General features: G+C 41.3%; 15 protein-coding genes. All 15 read right to left on the bottom strand.

Translation table 11 applies throughout. The features are described 5' to 3' along the window. Positions 1–40: 40 nt before the first annotated feature. Positions 41–3,592 carry a type VI secretion system membrane subunit TssM gene (gene tssM, locus MED121_RS00325; protein ID WP_009831569.1) on the bottom strand — a complete coding sequence of 1,184 codons (3,552 nt, stop codon included), beginning with the start codon at positions 3,590–3,592 and terminating at the stop codon, positions 41–43. A 12-nt stretch (positions 3,593–3,604) separates the two neighbouring features. Beyond that, on the bottom strand, positions 3,605–5,005 hold the full coding sequence (tssA, locus tag MED121_RS00330; protein ID WP_009831570.1) for a type VI secretion system protein TssA: 1,401 nt from the start codon (positions 5,003–5,005) through the stop codon (positions 3,605–3,607). Positions 5,006–5,019: 14 nt separating this feature from the next. Then, positions 5,020–5,751 (bottom strand): type VI secretion system-associated protein VasI, encoded by a 732-nt coding sequence (vasI, locus tag MED121_RS00335; RefSeq protein WP_009831571.1) that lies wholly within the window; start codon positions 5,749–5,751, stop codon positions 5,020–5,022. Beyond that, positions 5,748–7,298 (bottom strand): sigma 54-interacting transcriptional regulator, encoded by a 1,551-nt coding sequence (locus MED121_RS00340; protein ID WP_009831572.1) that lies wholly within the window; start codon positions 7,296–7,298, stop codon positions 5,748–5,750. Before MED121_RS00340 ends, vasI begins: the two co-directional genes overlap by 4 nt. Before the next feature lie 4 nt (positions 7,299–7,302). Next, positions 7,303–9,987: a type VI secretion system ATPase TssH gene (tssH, locus tag MED121_RS00345; RefSeq protein WP_009831573.1), complete on the bottom strand. Its 2,685-nt coding sequence runs from the start codon at positions 9,985–9,987 to the stop codon at positions 7,303–7,305. A 12-nt stretch (positions 9,988–9,999) separates the two neighbouring features. Then, a complete protein-coding gene (gene icmH / locus MED121_RS00350) occupies positions 10,000–10,776 on the bottom strand; it encodes a type IVB secretion system protein IcmH/DotU (protein WP_009831574.1) in 777 nt (258 codons plus the stop codon). Positions 10,777–10,779: 3 nt separating this feature from the next. After that, positions 10,780–12,117, bottom strand: a complete 1,338-nt coding sequence (gene tssK / locus MED121_RS00355; RefSeq protein WP_009831575.1) for a type VI secretion system baseplate subunit TssK — start codon at positions 12,115–12,117, stop codon at positions 10,780–10,782. 2 nt (positions 12,118–12,119) lie between these two features. Next, positions 12,120–12,602, bottom strand: a complete 483-nt coding sequence (gene tssJ / locus MED121_RS00360) for a type VI secretion system lipoprotein TssJ (protein ID WP_036178405.1) — start codon at positions 12,600–12,602, stop codon at positions 12,120–12,122. Positions 12,603–12,604: 2 nt separating this feature from the next. Then, a complete protein-coding gene (tagH, locus tag MED121_RS00365; RefSeq protein ID WP_009831577.1) occupies positions 12,605–14,122 on the bottom strand; it encodes a type VI secretion system-associated FHA domain protein TagH in 1,518 nt (505 codons plus the stop codon). Positions 14,123–14,131: 9 nt separating this feature from the next. Further along, positions 14,132–15,091 carry a type VI secretion system baseplate subunit TssG gene (tssG, locus tag MED121_RS00370; protein ID WP_009831578.1) on the bottom strand — a complete coding sequence of 320 codons (960 nt, stop codon included), beginning with the start codon at positions 15,089–15,091 and terminating at the stop codon, positions 14,132–14,134. 11 nt (positions 15,092–15,102) lie between these two features. Continuing rightward, positions 15,103–16,869 carry a type VI secretion system baseplate subunit TssF gene (gene tssF, locus MED121_RS00375; protein ID WP_009831579.1) on the bottom strand — a complete coding sequence of 589 codons (1,767 nt, stop codon included), beginning with the start codon at positions 16,867–16,869 and terminating at the stop codon, positions 15,103–15,105. 2 nt (positions 16,870–16,871) lie between these two features. Then, positions 16,872–17,309: a type VI secretion system baseplate subunit TssE gene (gene tssE / locus MED121_RS00380; RefSeq protein ID WP_009831580.1), complete on the bottom strand. Its 438-nt coding sequence runs from the start codon at positions 17,307–17,309 to the stop codon at positions 16,872–16,874. Positions 17,310–17,312: 3 nt separating this feature from the next. Further along, positions 17,313–18,785, bottom strand: a complete 1,473-nt coding sequence (gene tssC, locus MED121_RS00385) for a type VI secretion system contractile sheath large subunit (RefSeq protein WP_009831581.1) — start codon at positions 18,783–18,785, stop codon at positions 17,313–17,315. 42 nt (positions 18,786–18,827) lie between these two features. Continuing rightward, a complete protein-coding gene (gene tssB, locus MED121_RS00390) occupies positions 18,828–19,340 on the bottom strand; it encodes a type VI secretion system contractile sheath small subunit (protein ID WP_009831582.1) in 513 nt (170 codons plus the stop codon). A gap of 602 nt (positions 19,341–19,942) precedes the next feature. Next, complete coding sequence (locus tag MED121_RS00395) at positions 19,943–20,461, bottom strand: Hcp family type VI secretion system effector (RefSeq protein WP_009831583.1); 519 nt, start codon at positions 20,459–20,461, stop codon at positions 19,943–19,945. Positions 20,462–20,729: the final 268 nt, after the last annotated feature.

Consider the following 20,729-nt stretch of genomic DNA (forward strand, 5'->3'; position numbering starts at 1 on the left):
AAATTAGGCGAAGCAATAATTGCTTCGCCTTAAGCTAGATTTAATAAAGCGTTTTAGACAGCTTGAATGACTTAAACAAAGAAGCTGTAAAAGGGTTTGAGTCCGCATCAGAATGCAGACGGTAAACCGCATAACCACCATTTAAATTAAATCGATAGTCAACACTGGTCGCACTGGCGCCCACCACTTCACCTTTCTCTAACAACCTAAAGAAGGCCCAAGCACCTTGAATAGCAATACTTCTAGGTGAAGCATTCACTCGTGTTGGCACAAAGGTCAGTTTCGAAGAGGTTCCTTCTCTTAAGGTATTTGGCCAGACAAGCTCCACTGTCTTTTTAGGTCCGTGAGAATACCCCACATATTGACCATCAACATTGATCACGCTTCGACGCTTATTTGCACTTAATTCAACCGGTTCTAAAGAGAACTTCACATCCAAAATACCTTTATTTTGGAAGAAGGCTTGTTGAATCTTTCTAGCTTCCGCCAATTGGTCCAAGACATCTTTACGAATCAGTGACTGCTCACCAGAATTAGCAGACAACCCCAAATTCTCATCCATAAACATTTTTAACTGATTATCATAGAATTGATTTAAGGTTCCTTCTGGCGCAAAGAAGTCTTCAAAGTCCTGCAATGACACATCTTTTTTAGAAGAAGGATCAAATGGATAACGATTGGCGAATTTGTTATCAAACTTAGAATACACATCTTTAAACCAACGCACTTCTAAGTGTTTCACCGCTTCCTGCTTAACCACATACCAACTTTCTGTTGCCAATTTACCTATCATGGTATCCAAAGGCTTAGGTAAACCGGACGCAATTCGCTGCACCATATAAATTGGATCGGCATTTTTAAGGGTTAATCTATCTTTCGTGGCATCCAAAGCCGCTTTACCCATATCCGGTGCGTTTTGAATCGCTGTTAAGTATGTTTGCAGCTGCACAACCGCCTCCATCACTTCTTCCATATAAGCAGGCTGACCTTCACGCTCATCTAATAAAGCATTTAGCTCAGAAAACGGACTATGTACCGCTGCTGCAACCTGATATTTAGGGGTTTTCATCAACTCAATACGATCCGCATCATTGTCCGGCAATTCTGGGAATAACTGAGTATTATCTTCGATGGCCACCAGCATTCTAGAGAAAGGTTGCATACTACCGGTTAGGTTATCCAACACTTGTACCGCATCATTAATATCCGAGAAGTATTTAATATCAATCGCATTAATCGCCGCACGCCAAGTATTGGTGTAATCAGACACATACTGATCACGTATTTTTTGTCTCAAGACTTGCTTATCAGCTTGGCTAAACTCAGCCACTTCACTTTGACCCAATACCCAACTATCGATCAATGCCAAATCAGCAACCGATTCAGATTGAGGTAAGAAGTACTTTTTAAAGCCTTTATCTGTTAATAGCTGAGACACAAAAAGGTTATCTGTATTAAGCACTCGTTCTTGGAAAACAATATCAAAGACAGGACCAATAGCGTGCTTCACACTTAAAGGCGAACCCAATTCTGTCGATGCATTTTGCTTGAGATTACGATAAACCCTTTCTTCCACAGGCATAGTGCCCAGGTCAGATTGAATTTTTGAAATAAGTGGCTGATGTTTTTTAAGCACTTTTTCTGCGGCAAAATCACCACCATCTCGCAATTCTTCTAAATCAATGTGGCGCATTGCATAATCAAGGTGCTGCAACAGGGTTTCTTGTGTTTCCCTATCACCTGAATACTCTTGCTGCCAACCTTTCGCAAAATACTCTTCAACGAATCCTTCACGACGGCCGTTTTTATCCGTCATCATTTTATAAACACGTAAAGCAGCCAGCTTATTCACATCATTGCTTGCGTTATTTAAATCCTTTGCGACTTGATCCATTAATTCAGGTAAAAAACGATTTTGTAGCAAACTCAAATAAGTTTCTTCTACTTTAGGCCCAAGTAAGTGACCCTGATACAACCCCATATCTGAAATGAATTTTGGTTTTTCCCTAAAGAAGCCAAACTCCAAGGTCGCATCTCGAATATCGTTCAAAGCCGATAAAATATCTTGCTCAGAGCGAATCATTGAGTCATTTGAATACTTATCTTTATAGTCATTAACCTTTTTTAGCACGGCGTTGGTTTGCACAATATTCTTTTGATAGAACTGGTGCCAAGACAAGGCCAATAAACCTGAACTCAAGGAGCAGACTAATAAAGACAACCATAAGACTCGGCGCTTTTGCCTTGCCACCCTAAAGTTATCAGACGCTAATCCGGCTTCTGGATAAATGATTTTGGTAAAGAGCTTCTGGGTAAAATAGGTCGTTGAGTTAACCGCATTTTGTGCACTGTTAATCGAATGGGACAATCCATATCGACGCGAAGCAGCATCAACAAATGCATTACTTGGCACACCTTGCTGGAATACAGAAGTAAAGAAAGTCCCTCGTACCAAAGGTGAGGTAGAAAATTGGTCGCTACCTAAAGCATCAACAAAAAACTGCTTTAATACATCTTGCAAACCTGCCATTTGACGGGCAAAGCTATAAATTGCAATTTTATCATCACCATCAGGTAAGCCCTGCATAATCGGTGACAAAGAATCGTTAATACGCTCAACAAAGCCATGAAACTCTGTTTCAAATTCTTCAATCCAATTATCTAACTGACTTACCGAGTCAAGTGAGAAGGTAAAACCTAACACATCTTCACTTTTACTCCGGCTGTACTCCCTAAAGAAGGGTTCAAAACCATGTAATAAGTCTAACTTGGTAAAGGTGATATAAACGGGTAGTCGAGTCGATAGTGTTTCCATTAATTCACGTAAACGTGCTCTTAGAAGACTTGCATATGCACGTCTCTCAGAGGCGGTAGAAGTCGCAATATGGGCAATATCAATTGCTAAAACAACACCATTTAGCGGCCTTCTACTTCGAGTTCTATCTAACCAATGTACAAAATGTTGCCATAATCGACGCTCCATTTCGCCATCATTACCTTCTTCGTCCATACGCTGAGTGAGCAGTTCACCATCAGGGTCAATCAGGACAGAGTCACTGCCAATCCACCAATCAAATGAGTAAGGGTTCTCACTCTTTTTACCTGATGCACGCATTACACTTGAAAACACGAACTTTTGACCAGAACGGTTAATTAGACTGGTTTTACCGGCATTTTCTAGACCTAAAACAAGGTACCATGGTAGAGCATATAAATAATTTCGCTTATTTAAATTCTCCTTCATATTTAACATTACCTTGTTCAATTCAGTTTCTTGACGCTCTTCATACAACTGAATTGGATCTTCCTGATAACTTTCTTCGAGGGCTTTTTCTTGATGATAGACCTTCAATCTACGCCACTGAACAATCCCCCAAATAGCAAAACAAATCAGGGAGAATATTAAACTGGCAAGACTACGAGACAACACCGAGGCAACAGGATAAGTTTCTTCATACTTAATCCAAGGCCCCATCCACCATATTGCGACGTTTAACAATATAAAAAGCAAAAACAATAAAATCGGAGCAGCCGACTTTAAGCTTGGGACGATTGCTCCAAAAATTTTTAATAAGGTTTTAAACATATCCATTTGTTCCTTTAATTATCCCTGTTTTACAACGCGCTCTAGGCGCTGAACGAGAGAAGGTTCCCAGTCAGATACGGACATATCTTGAACCTGAGTAAGTAATGTTTCATATTGCTCAACAGCCATGGCTGCCAACTTATTTTGCTTAAGCGTATCCGCTGAAAGCATGCGCCAATAAAGGCTATCTCTTGGTTCTTTGGATTGCTTTAACCCTTCATTCAACATACCAAGCGCAACCGATAAGCCACCCTCTTTCGACAAACTAAAAGCCTCTTTTCGCTTATCATCCCAACCGACTGACATGGCACTTTGATTAGAGGCTTGCTCCTCTACAGAAGACAGCCACTTTTTAGTCTCTTCCCCCGCAAAAGGGATACCACTTTTAAAAGAGCAATCTAACAATTTGGGGAGACGCTTCACAAAATTCAAAAGCTCTGACTGAATGGCCTGGGCACCCTCTTCTTTATTAAGTTTGCTGGCAATGCGATAACTTAAATAATGGCCATCAAACCAAAAAGGAGACACGGTGAGACTTTGCTCTACTTTGCGCCACAAAGCTAAGTCAGCCCCCCTTTGCAATTGCTCTTCATATTCACGAATACGATCCGGGGCCACAGGCATTAACTGGGTTTGACCTTTTGCATCCACTTCAGGCAACGCCTTGATAGACTGCCATACGGCAAAACGGCGTAATCGTAAAACCAAGGCATCAGAATCATCTAATTCAGATAAGAAATCAGACACTTTTAACAAGGTTTGTTTAACCGCCCTATCGCTACTGCCATCAATTTCAATCTTGGCAGCGCTTTCACCTTGAGCTTGAGAAGAGCCTTCATTTTTTGCTTTATTAGCTTGAGTGGCGGCTTTCTTTTCCGTTAAAAACGCAAACTTTCGTTTTAAACTGGCTTCCATCGCCTCAATATGATCAAGCGGTAAAGATAAGGTTTCCGAGGCTGTCTTTAACGCCGCTACCGCCTTATCTAACTCCTCTTTTAGTTCAGAATTAAACATGGCAACATCGAGCTTTTCCGCGGCTTGCATACTACGACTTGCGATTTGACTGAAAAACTTCCGTCGAGGTAACAAACCTCTATCCCCAGGCGCTGGATAACAGGTTTGCCAATAAGCTCCCATAAAGTCGGTCAATATTTGAATTGATAAACTAAAACGCTCTGGTGTTGTTTTGTGCTGTAAACACTGCAACAAATAAGTCAGTAACTTAAGGTCTTTTGTTTTAGTCTCCAGCAGTTTGACGGTGCTTTTTTCAATCTCGTCCCATTGCACTTCTGCATGAGATAAAGAGCCCACCTTCATGATTTGACTTTCAATGAAGTCCAGTAAAGTATCTTCTAATAACTTCTCACCCACCGGATTATCTTGACTAATAGGCAGCAGTATTTGATCACGATATGACATTCACTCTCTCCCTATTACCAATCACACTTTTCGCGAATGGGCTTCATGTTGCTTGCCAGGTTTAACGAGTCAAACCTTAAGCCATCGATAACAGGCGAGTTGGACCTTAGAACTAATGATCGAGCCGAAATAATCGCTTTCATTGCTCTGATAGCAGGAACACCACGCCCTGTTCTTAACACCAAACCATCTTCATCACTGACCCAAGTTTGTGTATCATTTCTATCGCCAAAGATACTAATTTTCACTCTGGGATCTTGCAGCTTTTCAGGTAAAACAAGCTCAACTCGACTAATAGATTCCAGACAGCTCAACATCAAAATGGGTGTTTTAATTTTGTTATCTAGCTTTTCAACCTGCTCAAGATTCACCATGGCAGGCGAGGTCACCCACACGCTGTTAGCGACCTCAGGCGCTGTGCCATAGGTCAATTTAAAGCCCAAATCAGCCTCACGATCTATTTCTGATTGAATTGCTCTCGCTGTAATAGGCAAAGTGACAACGGCTTGTTTTTCGACATCTAACTTGGTACCAAACACCTCATCAAAACAACTTAGTCGGGTCAGCCTTGAAGCGACTAGACTGCATTCAATACCCGCAACACCGAGTTTTTGGACAAGTGATAAATCTTTCGTAGATGCTGGCACCTCTGCCTTAGAAGGAACCCGCTCCTCGGCTTGGGCTTGAGTAAAAAGAACACTTGAAACAAATGCTAACAAAATAATATAAAGCGGTTTAACCATCATGCATGAATCTCCAGTTTTAAGCATTTATGCGCTAAGGTACGTTTTGGTATGCCCAAACTTTCAGCGGCTTTTGCTCTGTCTCCGCCAAATTTAATGAGCCTGCTCCTGATAATCTCAATCTCATAACCTGTTAACGCCCGCTTTAAATCACGAATACGTTCAAGGCTAGAATCACTGGAAATATCTTTATCAGCAACCATTGGCGCATCATCAAAAACCAATAGATTTTGCACCCTATCTCTTACCACGCTTAAACTGATTTCTTCGTCATTACCGGTTTGGATACAAGCAAATTCCACTAGATGCCTTAGCTCTCGAACATTGCCAGGCAACTTACATTGGGTAAGTAAATCCAAGGCGGAAAAACTAATCCCTCTGACTGATGTGTGATGCTTTTCATTGAATTGACCAATAAAGGCAAGCACCAATTCGGCAATATCCGAACGCCTGTCAGCCAATGCTGGCAGCATAAGAGGGTATTGAAACAGGCGATAATATAAATCTTGTCTAAAAGCACCAGATTGAACAGACTTCAGCAGATTTACATGAGTCGCAGCCACCAGCCTAAAATCAGATGACATCTCATCTTTGGCACCTAAAGCACGGTATTGACAGGTCTCCAGCACGCGCAATAATTTTGCCTGCAAAGACGGTGACATATCGCCAATTTCATCTAGGAATAAAGTGCCTCCATTTGCTTGAGCGACGAGACCTAATTTTTTAGAATCAGCCCCCGAAAAAGCCCCTTTTTCATAACCAAAAAGTTCGCTCTCCAACAGATTTTCAGGAATCGCAGCACAGTTGATGGCAACAAAAGGCTTTTTACTACGCTCTGAATAATCATGCACCGCCCTTGCCACTAACTCTTTACCTGTTCCCGTTTCACCTTGAACCAAGACTGTCAGGGTTGATTGTGCCGCTGTGATGATCTGATGCCTCAGTTTTTGCATCTTTTCACTAGAACCAACCAACCTTGTTGCCAAAGAGATAGAGCTCTCTCTTTGCTCACCTTCTTTTTTCAGACGCGTTAATGAACCAACAAGATCCACTTTCTGAATCGCCTGTTTACCAATATCTTTAATCAAGCCTAATTGGTTCATAAAAATGGCACTGTATTGCTGCCACTCAGACAAATCTGAAAGGTTCATGACTTGATCCGCTGGCCCTACCATTAACACCATGGCTTTCACCTTGTCATTACCAGGTGGTAAGGGGTGAATCACAACCATTTCATCATTTTTAGGCATACCAACTAAGGCACTAAAGCCCGCATCAGAACGCCAATACAAGAGCTTTTTAAGGCTCATAACCATAGGGGTCGTCGCTTGTAAAACATGGGAAAAAGGGTTGTTAAAATCATTAACTTCCCAATTTATTGACTGCGGATGATCTATTACTTCCAACCGGCTGCCATCATGCGAAGGCATGATGACACAGGCAAGGGACAAACCCATTTGTTCCTTTAAGGTGGAGGTATATTGATTAATTAAAGCAGTTTCATCGCGCAGCTCACCTTGCTCAACAGCTTTCCTTAGCCATAAATTCATGGAGCTATTCCACCTCTCCGATAAATTCGCCGTCGACCACCGACAAACGAATACGATTAACAGGCTCTCTGGCTGCAAGTCTATCCAGCAAAGCAAGAGAGATAGGTGGTAACATCTGACCTTCAATAATGGCCTCAAGCATACGCGCCCCATTTTCTGAGCGAGTTGCACGGCGCATAATCTCGTGCACTAACTCATCTTCAATGATGACATCAGCCTGATAGCGCTCAACAAAAATAGACTCAAGCCCAGTAAGTTTGGCTCTGACTATCTGCTCAATCACATCAGTTGCTAAAGGCAAATAAGGTACTACTTCCATACGCGCTAATAATGCGGGCTTAAAGAAGTCACATAATTCAGGATAAAGACGTTCTTCGATTTCTTGTGGCGCATCTGCATGATCAACAATGGTTTGATAACCCAGATTTGAGGTTAAGAAGAAAACCACGTTTTTACAGTCGATTACTCGCCCTTCCCCATCCGCTAACTCGCCTTTATCAAACGCCTGATAAAACAAGTTCAGCACTTCTGGATGCGCTTTTTCCACTTCATCAAGCAAGACAACAGAATAAGGCATTTTGCGAATAGCCTCAGTTAACACACCTCCTTCACCGTAACCCACATAACCTGGAGGTGAGCCAATCAAGCGTGACACAGTGTGCTTCTCTTGAAACTCAGACATATTAATCGTGGTTAAAAACTGTTGGCCACCATATAGCTGATCAGCAAGTTGCACCACGGTTTCGGTTTTACCCACACCACTTGGTCCCACCAACAAGAAAGCCCCTTTTGGTCTTCCAGAGCGGCGCAAATCAGCGCGAGCCGTCAATAGGTTTCTATGTACGCGGGCAATGGCAATGTCCTGACCTTTAATCGCTTTACCAAGAATCTCAGGAAGATGCGTAATTTTACTCAACTCATCTGTGTTCATTTGATTCACTGGCACACCTGTCCAGTCTGCGATTACTTGAGCGATTTGATCGGCGTCCACCTCTGGGTAAATCAACTTCTGCTCATGGGGGATAGCATCATATTCTTGGTAAAGATCTTCAAGTTTATCAAGTGCAACAACCGCATTTTCATCCGTTTGCTCTTCAATCAACTCAGCAGCGATATCTAAGGCATTTGATTCAGCATCATCATTGTCATCTGACTCAAGCTGCTCCTCAAACTCTGCTTCTGGCGCTAAAATACGTTGTCTTGCCACGACAATCCTTTCAACTAAAGCCCTTTGATCAAGCCATTGTTGATGAAGATTTTCATACTCAGCTTGATCTTCTTCTTCATTCGCCAACAAAAGCGCTAAACGGGCTTGATCAATCTCGCGACCCAATTTTAATTGACGATTTAGCATATCAATCTCAAGCTTTCTTTGAAGACTTTGGCTATCTAAAGCCGCTAAACGTCTTGGTGGCGCAGACAAGTTAATTGCAATACGCGCACAGGCGGTATCTAGCACATCAATGCTTTTATCAGGTAGTTGACGACCCGACACATAACGAGCTGATAATTCGGCCGACGCTTTTAGTGCAGCATCGGTAATCAAAACCCCATGGGCTTTTTCATAGACACCATGAAGACCACGCATAATATCGCAGGCTTGATCGACACTCGGCTCTTCTAATTTCACCAATTGAAAACGGCGAGTGAGAGCAGGGTCTTTTTCAAAGTATTTTTTGTATTCTTTCCAAGTTGTAGCAGCCACAGTACATAATTCACCACGAGCAAGTGCAGGCTTAAGTAAGTTAGCAGCATCCCCACCCCCCTCTTGGTTGCCGGCACCAATTAAGGTATGCGCTTCATCAATAAAGAGAATAATCGGTGTCGGTGAATCTTTGACTTCATCAATAATAGATTTAAGACGCTTCTCAAATTCTCCCTTTACTGAGGCACCCGCCTGTAATAGGCCTAAATCCAATGACAAAAGCGATACATCTTTTAATGTATCAGGCACCTTACCTTCAACGATTCGAAGAGCCAAACCTTCAACCACCGCACTTTTACCCACACCTGCGTCACCCACAACAATGGGGTTATTTTTACGACGACGGCAAAGAATATCTATCATCAGATTGATTTCTTCATCACGACAAAGCACAGGGTCGAGTTGGCCATTACGGGCACGCTCTGTAAAGTCAGAACAGAACTTAGCCAAAGAACTTGCATCCGTGTTTAAGGCTAGTTTTTTACCTTTTCCAGCATGGTCGTTTTGCACGGTTTCAGCAGAGCCTTGCAAAATCTGACTAAAGTTTTTACGCACTGTTTCACGGTTAATTGACTGAAATATTTCAATCAAAGAGAAAGGTAAGTATCTGTCTGGGCGCATAATGGCCGCCAAGAAAATAGCACCTGAACGAAGCTCTGTTTCATTTAGTTCAGTCGACGACAGCAACCAAGCATCTTGTAACAATTCCACCAACAAAGGAGAAAACGCTGGATAGGTTGCATTACCGACTTCGGTGGTTATCGCATCACCGGTTTTATGCTTTACCAACACATGGTCTAAGTTAGCGCTTTTCAACATCACCCTAATATCAGAGAAAGGGTTTTCTAAAATCGCAAACAGCAAGTGTTCAAACGTCACTTCAGGGTTTTGACGACTAATACAGGCAGACGCAGCCTGCTCCATCACAAGTTTCGTTTGGCTATTTAATTTACTAATTAGGTTGGATAATTCAATCTGAATCACAGGGACATCCTTTTACTGCAATATCTGGTTAAGTTGTTCTAAAACGTCGGTCGATTTATTGTGCAAGTTGATATAAAAACCTGCGAATAAGAGGCTCCAGCCTCCAATAAATCCTGCAAACACAGTCCATACTGGCATTTGTCTTGATAAACGGTATTTGGTTGCTACCACATGATCTTCCGCATGGGTCATCAGCTCTTGCGGCTCTTTTTCATCCAGTTTTTGTAAAATGGCAAATAGGTTAGCAAGAATCCTTTCGTACTCTTCAAGACCATTATTAATCACGCGATAACGGCCCTTAAAACCTAAACACAAACACAAGTAGATAAATTCAAGCTGTTGCTTATAACGTCCTGGGTCACTCTCTAAGCGAGATAATATGGTGAAGAACTTCTCTCCCCCCCAGGTTTCATTATGAAAACGAGTCAATAAAGAATGCTCAGCCCAAACACTGTCAGCGCCCCAGTTGGTGTTCATTACCGCTTCATCAATAAAGCAGCAAAGCACATAGCGATAAGCCAGAATAACCGCATGCTCATAACCCGCTTCAGTCAGTTCCACTTCAATGGACTTTACTTCTTCAACGGCTTGATCATAAATGCTGTCCACATTGTCACATTGAGAAAGGCGTCTGACTCTCAGCGCCATCCCCATAAGCGGTGTTGCAGCATCAATCAGCTGATTAATATTTGAACCACGTAATTTAAACCAATAGTCCTGATCTCCATCGATGTTTTTTACTTCATCGAATAACAGGTTGTCATAGTTTTTTTCGGTATCTTGATCCATCACCTATTTACTCCTTACTGCCCAGAACTGAATGTCGATATCTGGGAATTCACCCGCAATATGTAGCGCAAAACCACTTGAGTTTTGCAACATGCTCCAAGCCTGGCTGGTCTTATCTAATTGATAGTAGGTATAGCCTGCGTGGTAAGGTAATTGCCTTGGTGCAACGGGCAGCGGCGTCACTGGAATACCAGGAAGTTGTAACGAAATCAGATCACGAATCTTCTCAACCGAAGCCACTTTGGTTTGCTGAATAAAGAGCTTACGCAATTCATCCAACGGCATTCTGGCTTTGACGGCGATAATAAAGTCAGCATCTTCCACCAATTCAGGGTCTTGAACGGGCGCCACCATAAGACCAAATTTGCGTTTTTGTAGCTGCAAAGAAACGGCTCTTGGTTCAAGCACTATGCTCAATGACTGTCTAAGAGATGACATCACAGAGTTAAACGCAGACACAGGCATATCATGGTTATAGCTTTCAAACTCAGGCGGCAAACGACTCTCATCGGTAAAAGAAGCAAGCTCACCACATAGAGAGGTTAAGCTTTCATATAAGCGCTCAGGGTGAAGGCTTCTTAAAAATGATAGGTGTTGAAGTTGTGGCTGCATGCGGTTAAGGGCTTGTAGCAACATAAAATCGGAGACATCAGCCACACCACCTTGGCCTGGCGCGCCGATTCTTAACGCGATATTTTTCGCCCTTTCACGCATCATGCCTGACATTTCGCTAATAAAGCGATGCAATATAGGCACTGCCGTCACATTTAAATGACAAGGGATAAAGTTAGTGTCCAACATAACACTGCCGTCAGGTCTTTTTTCTAAGATTCTTGCAATGGCAATAGAGGCGTAAGCACTGCGATCTTCTTTCTCTAACATCAAACGGATTTTGACAGGACTCACATCAATTGAGGTCATATCCCCTTGCACCGTATGTATGTCTCGCACTTCTTCTTTAGCCGCTTGAAAACGCCCTGCACCTGTACTTTCAGGCCAAGTAATTTCGGTAATGGAATCACTGCGTAATGGAATCGCAAGATAAACCACTTGCCCCGCCATAGAACCATCTGCAATTTCTAACGCATCTGGCAATACATCTTCTTGCGGAATCCTAAAGATAGTGCCATCTGGCATAACCCCAACAGCACGCTCAATTGCAATTCTGCCAAAGCTTAAATATTCAGGGTTTAATGCAATATCTGTCACACCATAAAGGTAGCGACTCATAGAACCGACACGCTCGTCTACCATGTATTCGATATAGCGTAATTGTTGCTGAAAGTGTTGCGGCTTAATAAACAGCCCCTCATTCCACACCACTCTATTTCTGGAAGACATCTTTATTCCACCTTTTCCAAAATCACTTCATTTTCCTTAAAAAGTGTCAGTAGATGATAATCTCTACCTAACGGCTTAACCTTCACAACCTTCTTCCATTGACTTGTGTCGGGGTCGGAATAACTCACCATAACCCCGATATAATTAGTGTCTTCATCAATTTCGATGGATTCAATAAACTTGAACTGACTCGGCAAAAGCACATAGTCATAGTTATCGATATAATTGCTACTTAATGCGGCTTTAAAATCTTCAATAAGCTGTTCGTAATCCGCTGACATGAACATAGAATCGTCTTCCAGCTCAAATACAGTAAACTCAATTGGTGTCGCTTCCCCACTTGAATTTGGGTTAACTTTTTCATCAGCTAACATACTGATGGTGACACGTGTCGGCTCCTGCGTCGGATCATATTCTGTTGGACTCGATGAACAGCCCGCTAAAAAAACCAGCATGAGAAAGATCCATACTAGGCGAATATTCACGGTTAGTTCTCCCTTTGAATATCACGCAATTTTTTGTCATAAAACTGATCAAAAATTTCCCAGAATAGTTTTTCAAAGCCTTGCTGACGATTTGAAGAAAGCTCTTTGAAATAGCTTTCATACATGCCCCAAGCCCACTCTTCTTGGGATTCATTCACAAATTGTCCGGGACGGCGGTAACTCATGAAGCGACGCATTAAAGTCTCAGGTGAAAACGCATTAAGCACATGAGTCAAGGCTTCAGAAATGGCATTTTCGACTGCTGCATTATGGTGTTGTACCAGACGAAGACTTTCATCAATGGCAGCAGGTGCCGATAGATGAACCGGGCTACGGTTAGAATCAAACATGGTTAATACGGTTTGCTCGTAGGTCATGCCTAAACGTAAAGGGTTATCTTCAATAGGTTGAAGGTTTTTATTCATGCCACCATAACGGCTCGTTTCAACTTGCTTATGGATATCCAGTACACCAGCAATAGCAGCCTTTAAAGAGGCTCCCATTTCTTCTGATAAAAGCTGTAAATCAGCCGCATTATCGTTATTGGCAGCATTTACCCCAAGCCCCCTAAAAATAGGCCCAGTTAGCAGGTGATTTCCTTCACCTTCTGGCGCTTCTTGGCTGAAGTCCATACCCATTTCTTTTTCCAATAAATCTAATACTTCTTCGTCCATCTGACTTTCCTTAGTGGCTAAATTCCAATTGTTATGCGTTTTTTTGGTTAGAGTAGAAATTGTTTTTTTCGAGTTTTGTTTAAAGCTCTCTGCTTTAGATTTTGCTTTAGAGAACAATCCTTTACTCTCTTCTTTTTCAATAGTGTTGCTTAAGCTAAGCGGTTTTTTTTGCGAACTTGTTTGCAATGCAATGGCCGAATCAGAATCCCTTTCAGAATCCGCTTGCACCAATAATTCAGGCCCTTTCCAAACCTGATCTTGAGCCAATAAATATTCTGTCAGTGCCTCTTTGTCTAACTCTTCTTGATCAGGCTCTGGCTCATTAATAAGATCCTCTTCAACCACATGCTCTTCAAGCTCATCAAGCGCCAGCAAAGGGTCATAAGCAATATGGGGTTGAGAGTGTGCTTGTGCTTGATCTTGAACCAAGTCAAAACGATTCAAATTCAGCTCATCTTCATCAACACTGAATAGTCGATCTATGGTTTGTGGCCCTTGCGACATTTCGTCTGCACTCAACTCAAACGACACCCTGATTTTATAAGGGCCGATATTCAGCACATCTTTTTCGTTTAGGCGAGCCAGCGTTTTACGCCCCACTGCCATTAAAGAACCATTGATGTAAGTCGCATTACTCACATCAGACAAACAGAAAAAACCGTCCACATACACAATTCGACAATGGCTTTCTCTCACGTCACCAGCACCGTCTTTCAAACACCAATCATCTGTTAACCCTGAACCAATAAAACCACCGCTTACAGTAAACACATTGGATGCAGATAGTCCTGCCTCCAAAATTTGAGGGTTTGTAACAACAAATGAAATTACGCCTTGATCTGACATCTTGCCTGCCTAGCCTCTTATTTGTATCCGTACTTTTCGGTTTTGGTTATTGCTGCCCATGAAAGAAGTCCAACCTAAGGAGAAGCCATCTTTCCCACCTAAACTCAGTGCAGATGCTTCTACATGCTTAAGTTCAAGGTCTAAATCAAATGCCATCTGCTCTCGTAAAATAAACTCAATCAAGCGACAAAAAGGTTGATATTCTTTACCCGAAGGCAAAAAGTCTGCGAACCGTTCTTGGGTCAGGCCTTTTACACAAATCACAAACTTACCCGTACAATCTTTAACTTCATCACCAATAATGGTGTCTTCCCCTAAGCTGCCATTTGCAACCCCAAGGCACATGGCTTGCTCTACTGGAATGCGAACTTTTCTCACCACCCACTGTTCAATCGAAACATCTTCTAAATCAAAGCAGTGTGCCACTATCCCAGATACCACTTGAGGAGATCGGCTTCGCCCAGCCAACATGCCAGCGTAAGACAGCATCTTGCACCAGTTAATCGGCGTTTCACCCCGTAGGTTTTTGTCCGCAAGCCCCACCAAAGCAAATAACTGAGCCGAAAAAACATCACTGGCATCTTCTTTAAAACGCACGTAATAGCGGTATTTTCGCCATACGCGATACACCAAAGAAATCAGCCTATGATTAAAAAAATCTAAAAAGGGTCGTCTCACCCCTCCCTCTTCCTCTGACGCAATTTGCTCCAGAAAAAAACCAGGCAAGGGTGACTGAGAGCCAGATAACCCCATAAAGGTTGTTTCTAGCTGTAACTGACCGCTCTGATCAGCTAATAGTCCAGTCACATCACTGGCGGGAAACCCCATACTAGGGTTGGCCGTAAATAACATACGACAAGCCACTTCCCATTCTTCACTTTCCGGGTCTTCTTCTAGTAGCCTGTGTAACAACTCAACCAACTGATAGAAGTTATAAGTCTCTACATTTTTAGGTAAAGTATCTTCCATAAAACAATCACCTAAATTAATGGCTGCACACCAATTTTTGCGCCCCAGGTATAACGTTCGTTATTCACTGAATTAATCACAACAAGCTCATGAAAAGAGTTAATACTGGCGTACAAGGTAAAAAAGCGGCTCAACACAGTACCAAATAAATATAAGTCTCCCTCTGAACCAAAAGCAGATTGATCCAGGGTGATCTCAGACTGCAGCCCTCGTACAGGTAGGCCTCTCATAATTTTCTCAATGGGCTTAGAAGTAATTTTGCTTATTCCTTGCAAGCGTTGCTGAGCAACAATTTCGGCCTGTCGATCTACCAAGGCTCTAAAGTCATAAGCACGCAATACAGCACTCAATGCATCTTTAGAAAGCAGCGATAAATAGTTAAGTGATAAATTAGAAATTAAGGTCCATAACAAACTGCCATCTAAAACAGGACGAAGCGCCTGTGTTGGCTCAGTAATGTTTTCAAATTTAGCAAAGGTTGGAGAACTGCTCGTAGGCACACAGATATCGCCACGACCCAACTCCATTGGCAACTGTCGATTACTACAGGTAATCGCTAGGGACACCGCTTCGCTAATTCCCACCGCAGCGGTCTCATCACTTCTGACAAAAGAAATAAAGTGGTCAAAACCATCACTACGAATACTGTCTTTTACACGGACACGATAATAAAGCGCCTTTCTATGACGAGTACGCTCTATCTCATGTTGAAAACTTTCAAATGGGGTATAAAGCCTTGGTCTTCCTCGTTCCCGACCATTTTGGGTATCCTGCCAGCCTTCCACTTTATCAACGCTAAAAATTTCATAGTTAGCGGGATAACGACTTGAAGGCGTAATGCGATATTCACTGCTTTTACCGTTTAAATCGATGGGATCTGCATCATGTTCAAACAAATTAATAGCAGGTGTACAGTAAAGCTGAAAACACTCTTCCCTTACCCTAACATCCGCTGGAATCATCTTAGAAAAGCGGAACTGAATGGTAAGATCCCCTGTCATATCTGGGGTAATAAAACGACCGATTGCCTTAAGGTCAAAAAACAAAAACGCCTCTTGAAAGCTCAAGTACTCTTGCAGAATACGGTAACCTTCATAAACATTTTTAGGGTAACTTAACAGAGCATCTTCACTATCAAAGCCGGCTAATTGAAAGCAGCTTTTAGGCAGAGAAATAACCTTGCCATTACTAACAATGTCTATCCCTGTTAAATAATGGCTAAGCCATAGATAAAGCATTTGAGCACTGTAAGATTGACCACCAATATAAAAACGTAAATCAGACAAGTTAATGTCGATCAAACGCTGATCACCCAGAACATTCAGGTTCAAGTTAATCTCGGATGAATCTCGAAAGTTAGTGGTTTCAACAGACTGGCACTCAAGTGGATAAACATCCAGATCACGACAAGTACGAAACTGACAAACGGTATCCAATACAGGCTTACTGTCTAGATAAGTCCCTTTTTTTACCTTCTGACCAGAGCTGATCGACTTTTCCGCTGGGAAAAATTTCACAATCGTCATACTTGGCACAGGCCTTAAATAATTAGGCCACAACATACCGATAATAGAATGTGTTAGCTCAGGGAACTCATCTTCAACTTTGGCACGTAAACGCCCTGTTAAAAATGCAAACCCTTCTAATAATCGCTCAACATCTGGATCCGTTGCTCCGCCATTTAAAAAGCGTGATAACTGAGGATGTACCTGCGTAAACTCTGCGCCTTGCTCTTTTAAAAAGGCAAGTTCTTCCCTGAAATATTTATCCTGCGACACAACTAAAATACTCTGTATTTTCTACTATTATCCAGCAACAACTGAATCTGAACGCTTTCATGTAAAGCTTTACTACTTATCTTCGCCTCGATCTGAAACCTTAAGTTCAAAGGACTATTAAGGTCAGATACAACACGAATTTCCATACAGCTTAAGCGCGGCTCATATTTTTCAAGACAGTGGCGTATGGCAAACTTAATCTGTACAGCAAGATCATTGCTGCCTAAGGTTGCATCGTTAAAATCTATTAACCCCAGACCAGGTGCGCTTTGGGCCTCACCTAATCGGGTATTTAATAAATTACTTACGTTGCGCTTAATCGATTCAAGTACATCACTAGGGTCTGGCCCTTGGGTTACAGACCTTAGTGATGCGCCAACTTCTAAACGTTCAAAAAAGCTGACGCCATACGCACTTTCTTCAAGTGCGACATACGACATAGATTACTGATCCAAACGCCCAACAAGTGACAATTCGAAATTAGCACCCATGTATTTGAAGTGAGGGCGAACAGCCAAAGACACCTGGTACCAACCTGGATCGCCTTCAACATCATGCACTTCAATTTTTGCAGCACGAAGAGGACGACGACTACGAACATCTGCTGGTGGGTTTTCTTGGTCAGCAACATATTGCTTAATCCAACCATTCAGCTCACGCTCAAGATCTTGTCTTTCTTTCCAAGAACCTATTTGTTCACGCTGTAACACTTTGATGTAATGCGCTAGACGGTTAATAATCATCATATAAGGTAGTTGTGTACCTAGTTTGTAATTAGTTTCCGCCTCTTTCCCTTCTTTAGTATTTGGGAAAATTTTAGGCTTTTGAATAGAGTTCGCCGCAAAGAAAGCAGCATTATCACTACCCTTACGCATGGTAAGACCAATAAAGCCTTCTTCAGAAAGCTCGAAATCTTTACGATCAGTGATCAGTACTTCAGTTGGAATTTTAGAATGCAAAGCACCCATAGATTCAAAAACATGTACTGGTAGATCTTCAACGGCACCACCACTTTGAGGACCAATCACATTTGGACACCAGCGGTATTTTGCAAAACTGTCAGTCAGACGGGTTGCAAAAGCAAAGGCCGTATTACCCCACAAATAGCTTTCATGGGAATCACTAACACTTTCTGTGTAGTTGAATTCTTTGATCGGATTTTCAACAGGGTCATAAGGAACCCTTAATAAAAAGCGCGGCGCGGTAAGGCCAATATAGCGAGCATCTTCAGTCTCTCTCAATGAACGCCATTTTGTGTATTTAGGGCTTTCAAAGGTAGACTTAAGGTCTTTAATATTGGAAATTTCTTCAAAGGAATCAACCCCGAAGAACTCTGGTGCCACACCAGAAATAAAAGGTGCATGTGCCATAGCACCCACACTACCAACATATTGCAAAAGCTTCATATCAGGTGTTGATGGCGTAAAGGCATAATGACCGATAATCGCACCAACAGGCTCACCACCAAACTGGCCGTAACCGGCAGAATACACATGCTTATACAGACCTGATTGCGTTGTTTCTGGTGCAAATTCAAAATCTTCTAGCAACTCATCCTTGGTCGCATGCAAGAGTTCAATTTTAATATTCTCTTTAAAGTCAGTACGATCAATCAGCAACTTAAGTCCACGCCAAGCAGATTCCATCTGCTGCACAGACTCATTGTGCAAAATCGCATCAACCTGCGTACCAATCTTTTTATCTAGCTCAACAAGCATTTGGTCAACTAATGACTTATTGACGATATCAATCGTTTGGCCAGAACCTAAAAGGTTCTCGATAAAGGCAGTCACCCCTTTTTTAGCAACGCCGTAACCTTCTTCATCAGGCGCCATTTTCGTTTGCGCCATGATCTCATCTAGCAAACCGATTTGAGATTGACCCTGTTGTTCTACTACCTGTTCTTGTTCAGACATATCACTTTACCTTCAACATTCCTTATTAAAACACTCTAACCTTTACTCAGTTACTTCAGGCTCTTCAGCACTGCTTAGAAGCTCAAGTTCGGCTAGCAGTTTTTCACGTGACTCATCCGATGTAAGCAAGTCTTGCATACGAGAACGAAAAGCAGGCACATTACCAAGAGGACCTTTTAGAGCGACTAACGCTTCTCTTAACTCGATCAATTTATTTAGCTCTGGTACTTGCTTAACAATTGAATCAGGCGAGAAATCAGCTAAAGATTTAAATTCAAGATTTACCGCTAAATCCTGACCTTCTTCATCAACCAATTTATTTGGAACAGAAGCACTGACAGACAATTCACTTTCACGCATAACAGATGTGAAATTATTCTTATCAATTGAAATCGCTTCCCTATCTTCAATAGGTGCTTCTTCTGGGTGACCTTTAAAATCACCAATAACCAATGTTTTTAATGGCAATTCAATTTCTGACTGAACATCACCAGTATTTGGAACATACTTAATATTAATACGTTCTTTTGGGGCAACACTTTGTTCCTTTGACATACCTTCCCTTTAACTCCAATTTGTTTAAATGTAATTTCATTTACATAAAATCACACTGAATTCCATTTAATAAATCCGCTAAGCACTTTTTAAATGCGATGCAGAGGTTATCAACAAATATTTTGTTTTCAATAGCCAATTTCCTACAAAAATACAAAAAACACACAAAGCGAAGAAATAAGATTCGCTACACATTTATCACGATTTTTACATAGAAATATGCTTTTTATTTATAAAAACTCATATTTTTCATCGATTTATTGTGAATATTAGCTTTATCGAAATTAGATAACATTCAAAAAAGAACTTATCAGCAATAAAATATTACTAGAAAAAAAATAAAAATTTACTCAACTTTAGTGCTAGTTATTTATAAAAAATAACACTTTATAACTTTTGTTATATTAAAAATTTCGTATTTTTATTAACTAAAAATTACATTAAAAATGAATTTTGCTCACCACCTTATAAACTGCACCATTTCTACACATTTCAAATAATTAAAAACCAAAAAAAACCACATGCCGATTAAGGTCATGTGGTTTCTTTTAAATAAGATTAAATTATATTATTTAATCTTAAGCATAATTTATAATAATAACTTATGCTTCTACAGGCGCTCTCCAGTCATCAGAACCAGATGTTCCTGCAACTGTGTGTTCCCAATCAACTTTACGGTATGCTAAAGATACTTCGACTAGCTGAGTGAACTCAGACTTAGCAGTGTCTTGGCAATGAGGCATTTTACAATCAATATTAACAATGGTTGCATCCGTTAATTTTGTTGAGAAGAAATGCTCTTGCTTACCTTCAACTGACGTGCGGTACCACTTCAATTCAACAGTAGGAAGCGCTTCACCAGATGCCAATGCGTTATACATTAGAGGTACTGATTTGTTTAGTGCTACTGTAAATTTGAAAGGCTTATGTACACGTTGACCAGCTGGTTGACCAGACTGAGGGTCTGTAGGAACAGTTACGATGTGATCGAACTGCTGAACTAGCATCTCATCTTCGTGACCTTCTACATAAATATTACCGACAGAATCTGCAGTGAATGAACCTGCTGTGATGTTACCTTGTGTGTTACCTTCAATCGCAATGTAGCATGGAGTTGGCATAATATAATCCTTATAAATGTGAACCGCAGTTCCTTAAAAAATGACGTCTTACTCATGTAGACACCCCTATAAAGCAACCCACATGCCAAAAAATAAAAACAAACAAAACATATTTATAAGCCATTGATTTTAAATGATTATATTTTTTATTTTTTTAAATTTTTAAATTTCTCTACACTCTTTTTAACTTTTATTAAGCAACTAATTGCTTGGCCCACAAGCCATTGTTTGCTTAAGAGTAATATCTTGCTTCTAATCCAAAGACAAA

The sequence above is a fragment of the Marinomonas sp. MED121 genome, assembly GCF_000153025.1.
Taxonomy (GTDB): Bacteria; Pseudomonadota; Gammaproteobacteria; order Pseudomonadales; family Marinomonadaceae; genus Marinomonas.